The organism is Flavobacterium granuli (assembly GCF_900129705.1).
In the GTDB taxonomy this organism is placed as follows: domain Bacteria; phylum Bacteroidota; class Bacteroidia; order Flavobacteriales; family Flavobacteriaceae; genus Flavobacterium; species Flavobacterium granuli.
The window spans coordinates 182,981-196,519 of the sequence record NZ_FQWO01000004.1; the positions used below are offsets into that span (position 1 = coordinate 182,981).

A 13,539-nucleotide genomic window follows, 5' to 3' on the forward strand; every position below is an offset into this window, starting at 1 on the left:
GAAATTTAAATAGTTCCCAAAGATAATTATTATAAATTTTCAATTTGCAAAATTGAGTTAAATATTTTGAAGCTAAAATGAGTACTTTTGTTAAAAAAAACAGACTAATGGATGAGATTCTTAAGTATTTTCCTAATTTGACTGAGGTTCAAAAAGAACAATTTGCAAAATTAGACTTGCTATACCACGATTGGAACGAAAAAATAAATGTGATTTCCAGAAAAGATATAGATGCCTTGTATACTAAGCATGTTTTGCATTCTTTGGGAATTGCTAAAATAATGAAATTTGAACCAGGGACTTATGTTTTGGATGTGGGTACAGGCGGTGGATTTCCTGGGATTCCACTAGCGATACTTTTTCCGGAAACCCGTTTTTATCTGATAGATGTTATTGCTAAAAAAATAAAAGTAGTTCAAGCTGTTGTGGATGCTTTAGAGTTGAAAAATGTAAAAGCCGAGCAACTAAGAGCTGAGAATGTAAAAGGTGATTTTGATTTTATCGTTAGCCGTGCCGTGACCAATATGCCTGATTTTGTTTCTTGGATAAAAAATAAAATTAAAAAGCAACAAAAACATGAGTTGAAGAATGGGATTCTGTATCTAAAAGGTGGGGATTTAACGGAGGAGCTGGCAGATTTTCCAAAAGCGACTCAATACGATTTGGCCGATTTTTTTGAAGATGAATTTTTTGAAACCAAGAAAGTGGTGCATTTGCCGTTAAAATATCAAGTATAGCTGTAAAGTCAAAAGATAATCGAGAGTACAAATAATATATGTAAAAAGCCGAATCTAAATTTTAGATTCGGCTTTTTTTATGATTTTAAAGTTCTTTAAGACTTTCGACTTTCAAACTTTTTGACTCATTTATTCTCCCAAAAACGGGTATCTGTAATCTTCTGGGGTTACAAAAGTTTCTTTGATTGTTCTTGCAGAAACCCAACGCAATAAATTCAATGATGAACCTGCTTTGTCATTAGTTCCTGAACCTCTTGCTCCACCAAAGGGTTGCATTCCTACTACGGCGCCAGTTGGTTTGTCATTGATGTAGAAGTTACCTGCAGCGTTTTGTAATTTTACAGTAGCTTCTTCGATAGCGTAGCGATCTTGACTGAAAACAGCGCCGGTTAATGCGTACTCAGATGTGGTATCTACTAATTCTAAAGTTTCTGCCCATTTAGCATCTTCATAAACATAGATTGTCACTACAGGTCCGAATAGTTCAGTTTCCATCGTAGTGTATTTTGGGTTTGTTGTCAAAATAACAGTTGGTTCAATGAAGTAGCCTTTTGATTTATCATAATTTCCACCCATGATTACCTCAGCATCGCTGTCTTTTTTTGCTTGGTCGATGTATCTTGCCAATTTATCGAAAGAAGATTCAGAAATAACAGCAGTTATAAAGTTGCTCATGTCTTCAGGTGAACCCATTTTCATAGATTTTAAATCTGCTTCTAATTGACTTTTGATAGCAGGCCATAAAGTTTGAGGAACGTAAACGCGGGAAGCCGCGCTACATTTTTGACCCTGGTACTCAAAAGCACCACGAGAAATACCTGTTGCTACTTGTTTTGGATTAGCAGAAGGGTGAGCAATGATAAAATCTTTTCCTCCTGTTTCTCCTACAATTCTTGGATATGTTTTGTATTTGCTGATGTTAGTTCCAATTTTTGCCCAAATATCATTGAAAACACCTGTTGAACCTGTGAAGTGCACTCCTGCAAAATCTGGGCTCGCCAATAATGTTTCGGTTACCATTCCAGAGTCTCCCATTACCATGTTGATAACACCATTAGGTAATCCTGCTTCTTTAAAGATTTCCATCAATAAATTTGCTGAATATACTTGGGTTGCAGCTGGTTTCCAAACCACCACGTTGCCCATTAAAGCAACACAAGAAGGTAAGTTTCCGGCAATTGCAGTAAAGTTAAAAGGAGTAATTGCATATACAAAACCTTCCAATGGTCTGTATTCAACACGATTCCACATGTCTGAAGTTGACTTAGGTTGTTCATTATAGATTTGCGTCATGTACTCTACGTTGAAACGTAAAAAGTCGATAAGTTCGCATGAAGCATCAATTTCGGCTTGGTAAATAGTTTTAGATTGCGCAATCATAGTTGCAGCATTAATTTTAGCTCTATATGGTCCTGCGATCAATTCGGCTGCTTTTAAGAAAATGGCAGCACGTTGTTCCCACGCCATTTTTGACCAAGCAGTTCTCGCTTCAAGTGCAGTGGAAATGGCTTTTTCAATATGTGATTTTTCAGCTTGATGGTACGAACCTACAATATGTTGGTGGTCATGAGGTGCTGACATTGTTTTAGTGTCTCCGGTTCTAATTTCTTCGTTTCCAATGTAAAGAGGAACGTCAATTTTAGAATTCCACATTTCTTTGTAGGCTGCTTGAACCGCTGCTCTTTCTGGTGAATTAGGTGCGTAGCTCTTTACCGGCTCGTTTACTGCTTTTGGTACATGAAAAAATCCTTTTAGCATGATGTTGTAATTTGTTAATCTGTTTAAATACAGATAAGATTAGACATTTAAGCAATATATTACGCTAATGGTCGCTAATAATTTACTGCCCAACAAAAGTACAAAGGATAAATTAAAAACAGGATAAATAAACGATAAGAAAATAAAATTTGTTCGAAAACGAATGATTAATTCAGCGCAAATGGCGCACACAATCTGAAGGTGGGTACGAAAACTTTGAAGTTTCTAGTGCTTGTGAAATTAATCATGTTAAAATAACCTTTCATAGATCCGAAAGGAGATGACAATAAGCAGCCAGAGCTATAGGTGTGCCGCTCGCCTGGTTTTAAAACGGGTTTTTTTCCAATAACGCCTTCTCCATCAACAATTTCGATGTCATTTAAAGAGTCAAGTATTTCCCAATGGCGTGATATCAGTTGGACGGAATCCTTACTGTGGTTCTCGATTGTGATTTGGTAACTGAAGGCAAAGTGAATCTTATAGTTCTTGAAGTAGGTTCCTTCAAAACTAGTCAATACTGATATTTTTATACCTCTTGTAATTTGAGTAACCATAATTTGAACAGTAAATGAGTGTATTACAGAAACAAAAATACAAAATTTTTGCTTTGGTTTTGTTGTTTAGGCAGATGTTTTTTTAGTTGATGATATTTGTTGAATTTGCAGTGCCTTTTCCTATTACGCGATCGTATCGATCGGTGTTTTCTCGGTAATAAACTAAAATAGTGTAATCATTTTCCGTTTGGTAGAAATTGCCATCTATGGCATTTTCGTGGTCAATTTTTTTATTGGCGTCAGCCACGGTATATTCAAAATTTGTAAATCCCTGTTTGATCAAAATGGCTTTTTCATATAGGCCTTTTTTGGAATTATATTCCATTTTGTATTCTGGAGCCAGGCTGTAATTGTTGAACATGCCATTGATGTAAATGTCTTTATTCAAGCGGAAAGTTGGGGCAGAAAGACTAAAGTAAACCCAAGCATAATCAGCTTCAATTTCATCATTTGCTGCATTTAAGTTGCGTACAACAAAGTTACCGTTAATGTCTTCGGTAAAGGAATAGGGGAAATTCATTCTAGCGTTATTGGTATACAGATAGGAATTGTAGATATCAGTGCTCGAGTCCACACGAGACACATTATTGTTAGCGGCTCTTATGTCTTTGTTTTCAAAGTACAAAAATTCGTTTCCTGCCCAAAATTGGGTTTCAGTATCGTATTTATAAATTAAATCATTGCCAATGGTGTATTGAGGCTTGATGTTTTTAATAGCAGAGTTGAATTTTCCGTTTTGTAGCAAAGCCGTTTTGATATTTTTTAAAGGGTTTTGGAACGTGATTGTTTTTGATTTAATCGAAAACTCTAAATTTTGTTTGGATTCTAAATTGCTTACGGTTCGGGCTCTTTTTACTTGGATAGGAACGGTTGCTAAATCTTCATGGAGGATAAATTTTCTCGAAAAGACGAGTTCTCTATCACTGTTTAAAACTTTGAGCATGTAATTCCCGCTAATAAGCAATTGCTGGGTGTGCTGATTGGGAATTGCTAATTTGTAATGCGAATAAATTTGTAAGGTGTTGAAAGAATTTGTGTAGTCTTGAATTCTTTGATTATCAAAACCCTGTAGATATTCGTTTTTTGGGATATCAGAAGGGATCCAGTTATAATCACAATGGATGATTTCATAAAAATAATCGGCTTCATTGCCAAATAGGTCATCAAACTGCAATTGAAATCCGCTTCCCAATGGGAATATTGGAACTACATTTTGATTGTTTTGAATAAACGAAACTGTTTTTATATTGTATGGTGGGCTTACTTCATTCTCTACTTGGGCAGCAGCTGAAGTAACAAAGAGGATGAGGATTATTTTTTTTAAAAAGGAATTAAGCATAATAATGGTATTGCTGAAGTGTAAATATAACAAATAAAACAGTACCATTATTGTGCCAATTGCGGGCTATCGTTTCTGGAAAGCCTACTTAAAACAAACGGGGATGATTTCGCCTTTTGCTAAGCAATATTTTTCTACTAAATCAGCTGGGATTTTATTGGTGTAGTCTTCTTCAATTACCTTGAAACCAATGCTTCTCAATTTGTCAAAATAATCTCGGCCGTAAATGCGTACGTGGTCGTATTGTCCAAATATTTTAGCGCGTTCTTTTTGGTCTGTAATAGAGTCATCTGCAAAAGTGGTGGCTCTCGATAAATCTTGAGGGATTTGTAAAATTGCCATTCCTTCAGGCTTTAAAACTCGATATAATTCCTGCATCGCTTTAGTATCATCCGGAATGTGTTCCAGTACATGATTGCATAAAATGACATCATATTCATTGTCTTTAAAAGGCAAATTACAAATATCAGCTTTTACATCCGCCAAAGGCGAAAACAAATCGGTTGTGGTGTATTCCAGGTTTTTTTGCTTTCTGAATAATTTGTAGAATGCCTGTTCAGGAGCAAAATGCAATACTTTCTTTTTTTCTTTCGAGCTAAAAAAATCAGTTTCTTCATTCAGATACAGCCAAAGTAGGCGGTGTCTTTCCAGTGAAAGGGTACTTGGCGAAAGCACATTATTGCGCTGGGTTTCGTATCCATAAGGCAACATCGACTTGAAACTTTTCCCGTCGATGGGATCTGTGAATGTGTTTCCCTTTAATGAAAAAGCGATAATAGGACGCGCCACATAGCTTAACCGAATAAGTAATGGGCGAGGAATAGTGTTGAGTACGAGTTTAAAAAGTTTTTTCATAAGTTGTTACACAGAGATTCGCTAAGGATTCACAGAGATTCGCAAAATATTTAAAAATTATTCTTTGAATTAATGAATCGTTTTTATGTTGTTTTTTAATATTTTAGAATTAAAATTGATCAATAACCCTAATGGGTAATTTCCTAATTTTAAATAGGTAAGCATTTGTGCAAAATGAACAGAAGTAAATTCTTCAACAGTTTTTAACTCAATGACCAGCTTGATAAGTTGATTCTAAAAGACCGGGTCCCAATTGCCTATGAACTTCAATCGCTAATCCAATAACTTTATAGGAAAGTGCATTTAATTCAGTGCTTAATTCTAAATTATCATTTTCCATAGTATAACTGTTTTGAATTTTCGCAAGTTTCTATTTTTATACAAAGTAAATGAAATAAATTCTTTGTGAGACTCTGCAATTACTTTGCGGATCTTAGCGAAATATTACAATACCAAAGGTACTTTTCTAAATTCATCCTCTTCGTTACTCACAATTCCCAAAGCTTTGTAGATGTATCCAAAAGTGGATAATATTTCTGGTTTTCCATCAATAATGGCAACATCATGCTCAAAATGGGCACTTGGTTTTCCGTCGGCAGTGGTAATTGTCCAACCGTCTTTATGTTGTTTGATGTTTCGGGTTCCAAGATTAATCATTGGCTCAATAGCCACAACCATTCCTTCAACGAAAAGTTTTCCGCGACCGCGTTTTCCGTAGTTTGGCATTTCTGGATCTTCGTGCATTTTTTGGCCTAATCCATGACCTACTAGTTCGCGAACAACTCCATAACCATGTGATTCGGTATATTTTTGAATGGCATTACCCACATCTTCAACGCGATTTCCCAGTTTGAATTCTCGGATACCAACATAAAGCGATTCTTTGGTAACTTGTAATAATCTTTTTGTTTCAGGAGCTACTTCTCCAATTTCGAAACTATAGGCATGATCGCCATGGTAGCCATTTTTAAAGGCGCCACAATCCACTGAAATAACATCGCCACTCTGAAGCGGAGTGTTGTTTGGAATTCCATGCACCACTTGTGAATTTGGACTCATGCATAATGAATTCGGGAATCCATATAAACCAAGGAAACTTGGAACGGCTCCGTGATCACGAATGAATTCTTCGGCCAGTTTGTCAAGATATAAAGTGGTGACTCCTTCTTTGATTTCTGAAGCAATCATTCCTAATGTTTTTGATACTATTAACGCACTTTCGCGCATTAATTCTATTTCTTCACGTGATTTTACTATAATCATAATTCTTGTTTTTCAGAGGGCAAAAGTACAATTTTATAGGAACTTTTTAGGTGAAATGTTTCATAATAAAAAAGCTGTCCCAATTGGAACAGCTTTAATTGTTTATTTTTATCGTTATTTTACAACAGCGAATGACAAGTCATGACTTCTGGTTTTTGGATTCCCATTAAATCAAGAATGGTAGGGGCAATGTCACCTAGTACTCCATCGTGAATTGATTTTAAATCGTGGTCTACTAAAATGATAGGCACTGGATTTGTTGTGTGAGCGGTGTTAGGACTGCCGTCAGGATTGATCATTGTTTCGCAGTTTCCGTGATCAGCGATTACAATTGTACTGTAATTATTGGCCAAAGCTGTAGTGATAACTTTTTCAACGCATTTATCTACCGCTTCACATGCTTTTATTGCTGCACTCATGATTCCGGTATGACCTACCATGTCTCCATTGGCAAAATTAAGGCATACAAAATCTACTTCTCCTTTTTCAAGTTCCGGAACTAAAGCATCTGCGAGTTCGTAAGCGCTCATTTCCGGCTGTAAATCATAGGTAGCTACTTTTGGAGAGTTTTTTAGAATGCGACTTTCGCCAACAAAAGGCTCTTCTCTTCCTCCGGAGAAGAAGAAAGTCACATGAGGATATTTCTCTGTTTCGGCAATTCTGATTTGTTTTTTGTTGGCTTTTTCTAAAACTTCACCTAATGTTTCTGTGATGTTGTCTTTATTATAGACCACTTTTACATTTTTATAGGTTTCATCATAATTGGTAAGCGTAACATAATACAAGTTCAACTTGTGCATGTTTTGTTCGTGACAATCTGCCTGGCTCAATACTTCGGTTAATTCTCTACCTCTGTCAGTTCTGAAATTGAAGAAAATAACAACATCGTCGTCTTGAATTGTCGCTAGTGGCTTGCCTTTTTCATCTACCATTACAATAGGATGGATAAACTCGTCTGTAACATTATTGCTGTAGCTTTCGTCTATGCTGGCATCAAGATTTTTTGAAGATGTACCAGTTCCGTTTACCAATAAATCATAGGCAAGTTTTACTCTTTCCCATCGTTTATCACGATCCATTGCATAATAACGTCCGATTACCGAAGCAATTTTTACTGTAGTGTTAGCGATATAATTTTCTAAATCTTGGATGTATTTTTTTCCTGATTTAGGATCGACATCACGGCCATCAGTAAAGGCGTGCACATATACATTTTCTAAACCGTAATCTTGTGTTGCGTCAATCAAACCTCTTAGATGAGAAGTGTGGGAGTGAACTCCACCATCAGAAACCAATCCTAAGAAATGTACTTTTTTATTGTTGTCTTTGGCATACTGAAAAGCGTCTTTAAGTACTTGTTCTTTTGCCAAAGTCTTATTGGCGACTGCCAGATTTATTTTGGCTAAATCCTGATATACTATTCGGCCAGCGCCAAGATTCATGTGTCCCACTTCACTATTTCCCATCTGTCCTTCTGGAAGACCTACATTTAGTCCATCCGTTCTAAGTTGGGCACTAGGATAATTTTTGTAAAGACTATTTATAAAAGGGATATTAGCATTGTCAATAGCTGAAACTTTAGGGTCAGGTGATTTTCCCCAACCGTCTAAAATCATTAGAATTACTTTCTTGTTCATTTTAATTAATTTTATACAAAGATAGAGTATTTCTAAAATCTTCATTACGAACAAAATCACAATTATGTATTTGAAAGTTAAGGGCGTTGAAAAATAGCAAATACATTTTCTAAGGCCACTTTTTTTAAATTAATTACAGCTTCTTTGTGTAGCAGTGACTTCTTTATTACTTAAAAACAGCAGCATTGGGCATAAGAATATCTTGTCTGGGAATGGCACTTTTTTGAGCCGGCTTATTGTGTTAGTATAGTGTTTTTTAATGCTGAAAAATTAGAATTTGTTTTTTACCCTATTATAGTCAATAAAATAGCGTAAACTGATGGATAAGATGTTGGTCATGTTGCTGTCGAAAACATTTTTTAAATTGGTGTTTATGTTTTTCTCCACGTTACGACTGCTGTCTTGTGCGTAGTTTCGGTATAAAATAGATAATTCGCTACCAGGAGCAAACCACCAAGAATAAGAGAAATCAAAATTCCAGGAATTGAAATTTCTATTTTTATTCAAGGAATAATTGTCGTTTTGGGCCAAATAACCATTGTTCTGTAGAGTGAAGAATTTATCATTTTCTGAATAAGACCAGTAATAACGCGCCGTTAGGTTTAAGGTCATTTTGTTGTTCAGGGCATATTTTCCTGTAAAATCATGCTGGGCAATTTCACGGTTTCGTTGTGCAAAAATGATGTCTGAATTGTCAAAAGCTACCCATCCGCGATCATTTTTTTTATGGATATAATCTAAGGTGTATTCTAGTGAAAGTTTATCATTGAATCGGTATTTTGGTCTGATGGCAAAACCATAATTTACTCTGCCGTCCTCGTCAAACTTTGCTCCCGAGATAGTGGCATCAATGGTTAGAGCGTGATTTCTGTTGGATTCGATACCTAAATAGGAAGAGACTCTTTTTGGGATATAAACATAACTGCCATAATTGCGTGGCTCGTAAAAATCAAAATTGTCAAGAGGATTTGCAACTACGGCAAATTCGATGTAATGATTATTTAAGGTATTTGCTTTTAGTACCGTTTTATACCAGGCTTCTTGCGTTTTTCCTGTTGTATTTTGAGATTCAAAATTCAGTTCCTGCTCTATTTTAAATCTGTTGAAAAGCTTTGTGGGATTCAATATTCGATAGCTCACATTGGCCGAAGCTCCGTGGTAGTTGTTATAAAAAATAATTCCTAAATCATTAATGTCATAATTTTTTGAGAGGTACTTTGCTGTAAAAAGGTAACGGTATCTTCCGCTTGTTTTTGCAAAATTCAATCCCGTTTTGAAACCATTGTAGTCTTCAATATCATTGATGCTGCTGTATTTGAAATCCCCATATAGGTTATAAGAATTGGCTTTGGTGCTCAAATCAAATAGTAAGGCAGAAACATTGGCGTCTCTAAAGCTGCCATTTCGGGTGGTGTTTGTGTTGATAAAAGAAATAGAGGAATTTTGTCTAAAGCGTTGATCGAAGACTAAAATATTGTAATTAGTGAGTGGTTCTATTACTTCTTTTCGGGATTCATTGGTATCAGTGTTTAAAATGGTGGCGTATGTTTTCTCTGTTAGTGCGTTCAAAAAACCAATTCCCAGTCCGTTTTCAGTTCGACCGGATATTTTGACAGCATTGATTAAATCTACTTTACTCGGGTAGTTTGTTATTTCTTCATTCGATAAAATTCCAGGCTCGGTGATGGGGGCGCCGCCAATTCTTCTGGAATAAAATAAATTTCCTAAGTTGAATAAATTGGTTCCTTCGGTAAAAAAAGGTCTGTTTTCTTCTAGTTTTTGCTCAAAAGGCTCCAAATTCAAGATGGCATTATCAAATTTGGTCTGTCCAAAATCCGGAACTAAAATTGCGTCCAGTGTAAATGAATCGTTTATACCATATTTAATGTCAAGACCTGCTTTGAATGTTCGATCCGATGCAAAATCATCTTCCTGGTAGTAGGCAGAGGTATAAGGAATTAAAAAAAGGCGGGTAGCGGTTTTAATGTTTTCGATACCTTCAAGTGTTCCCGCTTGGGCAATTACGGCACCAATTTTAGTGTCAACATGATTCCAGGTATATTTTTGAACATCCCGTTTTATTTCTCGCATGAAATTCAATCCCCAAGTTTGGTTTTTGGTATTCGAAAAGCGCAAGGCGGCATAAGGTATTTTCATTTCAACGACCCAACCAAAATCGGTTATGGCGACTTTGCTGTCCCAAATGCCATCCCAGCTGAAATCTTCATTGTCCTTAGTGGCCACGCAATCCATTTGAACACCGGCGGCACTGACATAAAAACGAAAATCTTGCTGGCCGTCATTGAATCCGTTGATGAAAACTGAAAAATGATCCGATACGCCGAAAACATCTCGATTGGTTATTTCTCTCTGAATTTTTTCCGGCTCGTTGTCGTATAAAATGGCTGAAATATAAATGGCGTCGTTGTCGTATAAAACTTTTACATCCGTTTTTTTGTTTTCGCTTATCGGTTTTCCGTTGTCAGGTTCAAACATGATGAAATTGGTAGCGACCTCGGTATTTGTTTTCCATACTTCCTCAGCTATCTTTCCATCGATGGTTATGTTTTCTGTAATAGATTTCGCTTTTAAAGTCTTTTTTTGACTTTTTGCGGAAAAGTTAATAAAAACAAGGAAGTATAGTAGAAAAAAGTAAAATTTAGACATAAATTTATGAGTAAGGATAAGCAAAAATAACATAATTAACACATTATGCAAGTACTTAGTGATTTTTGTTGTAGTATTTTTACCATGAAATATATTTTTTTTGCTTTTCTGTTTTTGAAAACTGCAATTGTTTTATATCTTTGGCGCTCTTGTTTTAATAATTAACTTAATAGTAATCAATGATTTATAAGATTTTTCCTTTTGTGATGTTAGCATTTATTTCGTTGTCTCCAACTAAGTTTTTCTTTGATGAGACTAAAAAAGCCAGTCCGTTTGAATTGACTAAAGTTGGTTCCGGAAATGAAGAAGAAGCGGTTTATAACAATCTGAATTCCAATCAATATTCTTTACCGAACTTAAAAAGTTTCACCGAAGCTTTGAAAGGTTTTAATCGATTAAAAGAAAAAGGTGTTATTAGTAAGAATATATTAACGCTGATTGATTTTAGTTTATCGTCTAATGCCAAAAGGCTTTGGGTAATTGATTTGAATACGAATACCATTTTGTACAACTCTTTGGTCGCTCACGGAAGAAATACCGGAGATGAATTTGCGGCTAGTTTTTCTAATGCGGCACAATCTTTCAAAAGTAGTTTAGGATTTTATGCTACGGGAGAGATATACATTGGAAAACACGGCAAGTCACTGCGTTTGGATGGCTTAGAAAAAGGGATCAATAGTAATGCTAGAGATAGAGCCGTTGTAATTCATGGGGCCGACTATGTTTCGGACAGCTTTATCAAAAATAATAAAAGATTGGGCAGGAGCTTGGGTTGTCCGGCGGTTCCTTTGCAGTTAGTTGACGATATCATACAAACAATTAAAGATAAATCGTGTTTGTTTATTTACTATCCGTCTCCAAGTTATAAGGAAGCTTCAAAATTAGTTTCCTGATTTTATAGTCAAGTTTTACTAAGATTATCTAAGGGGTATTAATTGAAAAAAAAATCTGTTTCACCTTTTCGCTATTTATTTAGTGTTGAAGGAGAAACAGATTTTTTTGCTTGAAAATTACAATGCGATTTTTTCTAAATCAGTTTTTTGAACATAACAAGATGTTCGCCGATGTTTTCAATTTCAAATGGATTGCCTTTTTTGGTATAAGCTAGCTTTTCATAGAATCCTACAGCTTGAGTTCGAGCATTGAACCAAATCAATAGAACTTTTTTTGAAATGCAATCTTTTTCACAATGCAAGATTAGTGCTTCTCCAAATCCTTTCTTTTGATGATTCTCTAAGATGGCCATGCCACGAATCTGACTTTGTTCTTTTTCTATGAATAGGATGTTCGATTTTTTTATATAATGAAAGGACTCCAGCTAATTCGTGGTTCTCGAAAAAAAAAACCAAAATGTGTGGTTGTTGCTAAATCATCCCATCAAAGTGGCAAGTGGTTATAGTTTTTCCTTTTCTAAGGACGGGATGACGGACTGAATAAGTGTCCTGAGCACTGATTTTTTGAATAGAATACATTTTGGTAAAAATAAATTATTTTATAAAGGTTTAATTTTAAAAAGGTTAAGAATTGATGTGATTTTTTATTGCATTTTTATGGCAAAAAACTTGTTTCAAAGCGAACTTATTATTTATATTTGCACCACAGTAATGCGAAAGTAGCTCAGTTGGTAGAGCTCCAGCCTTCCAAGCTGGTTGTCGCGAGTTCGAGCCTCGTCTTTCGCTCTAAACCTCAAACGAAAGTTTGAGGTTTTTTGTTTTTAATGATTTGGATTATTTTAAATCTTTGAAAAAAAAATAAAAAAAACTTGCGTCAAATTGAATTTAGTTTGTATATTTGCACCCTGTTAATGCGAAAGTAGCTCAGTTGGTAGAGCTCCAGCCTTCCAAGCTGGTTGTCGCGAGTTCGAGCCTCGTCTTTCGCTCTTTAAAGCCGAAACTTAATTGTTTCGGCTTTTTTTATTTTAGGTAACTAATATCGGTTCCGCTCTCAATTTCTTCGGGAGCTTGATTTTGTCTAAAAAGGCGGGCTGATAAATTGCCTTTTAAAAGTATTTTGTCGCCTTTTACTTCCAGCCAGCTTCCTTCTCTGAGTCCTAAAACGGGAATAGTGTTGAAGACATGAAACTCTTTTATTCTTGTTTCGCGTGTTTCGCCCATATGTGTTGATTGGCTATCAGGATCAAGGTAGTGTGCGTTTATGTTAAAAGGAATTAATGCTAAGGTTTTGAAGCTTGGCGGGTAGATAATAGGCATATCATTTGTAGTTTGCATCGTCAGACCGCAAATGTTGCTTCCTGCGCTGGTGCCTAAGTAAGGAGTTCCGTTTTTTACCACGTTGGCAAGAATGTCCATAATTTCATTTTTGTACAACTGGCTTACTAATAAGAAGGTATTTCCTCCTCCGGTAAAAATCCCTTCTGCGCTCTGGATTGCAGTGGCTGGATTTTCAAATTCATGTATGCCTTTTACAGCTATATTTATTTTGGCGAAAGCCAAAACTACTTTTGCAGTGTACTCTTCATGCGAAATGCCGCTTGGTCTCGCATAAGGAATAAAAAGGATGGTCTTGCAGTTTTTAAAATGATTCTGTAATTCGGGCAAAATATAGTCGAGATAGTCTCCGCCATGTAGGGTAGATGTGCTGGCAATAATTATGTTTTTCATGTGTTTGCTTAATAAATTGGGCTAAAGGTATAAAATCGTATTTTTATGCTCTGCGGTTTTTTGATTTTAATTAACATATTTTTACCAAGTCCTTAATAATTAATTTGG

The 13,539-nt window shown here is 35.7% G+C and carries 11 protein-coding genes, 2 tRNA genes and 1 pseudogene; 4 read left to right on the forward strand and 10 right to left on the reverse strand.

Going from position 1 to position 13,539, the window contains the following annotated elements; all coding sequences use genetic code 11:
• The first annotated feature begins 107 nt into the window (after nucleotides 1-107).
• Nucleotides 108-737, forward strand: coding sequence for a 16S rRNA (guanine(527)-N(7))-methyltransferase RsmG (gene rsmG / locus BUB25_RS07515; protein ID WP_072942816.1), 630 nt, complete (start codon nucleotides 108-110; stop codon nucleotides 735-737).
• 129 nt (nucleotides 738-866) lie between these two features.
• On the opposite strand, the gene pruA is transcribed toward rsmG, so the two are convergent.
• From pruA to BUB25_RS07555, 8 genes and pseudogenes are all read right to left on the reverse strand, one after another.
• The gene (pruA, locus tag BUB25_RS07520) at nucleotides 867-2,495 is read right to left on the reverse strand and encodes an L-glutamate gamma-semialdehyde dehydrogenase (protein ID WP_072942511.1); all 1,629 of its coding nucleotides are present in this window, start codon (nucleotides 2,493-2,495) and stop codon (nucleotides 867-869) included.
• A 167-nt stretch (nucleotides 2,496-2,662) separates the two neighbouring features.
• Nucleotides 2,663-3,049, reverse strand: a complete 387-nt coding sequence (apaG, locus tag BUB25_RS07525; RefSeq protein WP_072942514.1) for a Co2+/Mg2+ efflux protein ApaG — start codon at nucleotides 3,047-3,049, stop codon at nucleotides 2,663-2,665.
• Nucleotides 3,050-3,131: 82 nt separating this feature from the next.
• Nucleotides 3,132-4,388: a type IX secretion system plug protein gene (locus BUB25_RS07530; protein ID WP_072942517.1), complete on the reverse strand. Its 1,257-nt coding sequence runs from the start codon at nucleotides 4,386-4,388 to the stop codon at nucleotides 3,132-3,134.
• Between the two features lie 84 nt (nucleotides 4,389-4,472).
• The gene (locus tag BUB25_RS07535) at nucleotides 4,473-5,243 is read right to left on the reverse strand and encodes a class I SAM-dependent methyltransferase (RefSeq protein WP_072942520.1); all 771 of its coding nucleotides are present in this window, start codon (nucleotides 5,241-5,243) and stop codon (nucleotides 4,473-4,475) included.
• Nucleotides 5,244-5,312: 69 nt separating this feature from the next.
• A pseudogene (locus BUB25_RS07540) lies at nucleotides 5,313-5,583 on the reverse strand (GxxExxY protein).
• Nucleotides 5,584-5,687: 104 nt separating this feature from the next.
• Nucleotides 5,688-6,506 carry a type I methionyl aminopeptidase gene (gene map / locus BUB25_RS07545; RefSeq protein WP_072942522.1) on the reverse strand — a complete coding sequence of 273 codons (819 nt, stop codon included), beginning with the start codon at nucleotides 6,504-6,506 and terminating at the stop codon, nucleotides 5,688-5,690.
• 119 nt (nucleotides 6,507-6,625) lie between these two features.
• Entirely contained in the window at nucleotides 6,626-8,143 is a 1,518-nt protein-coding gene (gpmI, locus tag BUB25_RS07550) for a 2,3-bisphosphoglycerate-independent phosphoglycerate mutase (RefSeq protein ID WP_072942525.1), read from the reverse strand.
• A gap of 270 nt (nucleotides 8,144-8,413) precedes the next feature.
• Nucleotides 8,414-10,810 carry a DUF5916 domain-containing protein gene (locus tag BUB25_RS07555; protein ID WP_072942527.1) on the reverse strand — a complete coding sequence of 799 codons (2,397 nt, stop codon included), beginning with the start codon at nucleotides 10,808-10,810 and terminating at the stop codon, nucleotides 8,414-8,416.
• 179 nt (nucleotides 10,811-10,989) lie between these two features.
• On the opposite strand from BUB25_RS07555, the gene BUB25_RS07560 reads away from it, so the two are divergent.
• Nucleotides 10,990-11,703 (forward strand): murein L,D-transpeptidase catalytic domain family protein, encoded by a 714-nt coding sequence (locus BUB25_RS07560; RefSeq protein WP_072942529.1) that lies wholly within the window; start codon nucleotides 10,990-10,992, stop codon nucleotides 11,701-11,703.
• Nucleotides 11,704-11,837: 134 nt separating this feature from the next.
• Here the strand turns inward: BUB25_RS07560 and BUB25_RS16735 are convergent, their stop codons facing one another.
• Nucleotides 11,838-12,056, reverse strand: a complete 219-nt coding sequence (locus BUB25_RS16735; RefSeq protein ID WP_106357461.1) for a GNAT family N-acetyltransferase — start codon at nucleotides 12,054-12,056, stop codon at nucleotides 11,838-11,840.
• Between the two features lie 360 nt (nucleotides 12,057-12,416).
• On the opposite strand from BUB25_RS16735, the gene BUB25_RS07570 reads away from it, so the two are divergent.
• Nucleotides 12,417-12,489 (forward strand) — tRNA-Gly (locus BUB25_RS07570).
• Nucleotides 12,490-12,616: 127 nt separating this feature from the next.
• A tRNA-Gly gene (locus BUB25_RS07575) sits at nucleotides 12,617-12,689 on the forward strand.
• A gap of 34 nt (nucleotides 12,690-12,723) precedes the next feature.
• Here BUB25_RS07575 and pepE read toward each other — a convergent pair.
• Nucleotides 12,724-13,431 carry a dipeptidase PepE gene (gene pepE, locus BUB25_RS07580; protein ID WP_072942532.1) on the reverse strand — a complete coding sequence of 236 codons (708 nt, stop codon included), beginning with the start codon at nucleotides 13,429-13,431 and terminating at the stop codon, nucleotides 12,724-12,726.
• Nucleotides 13,432-13,539 lie beyond the last annotated feature (108 nt).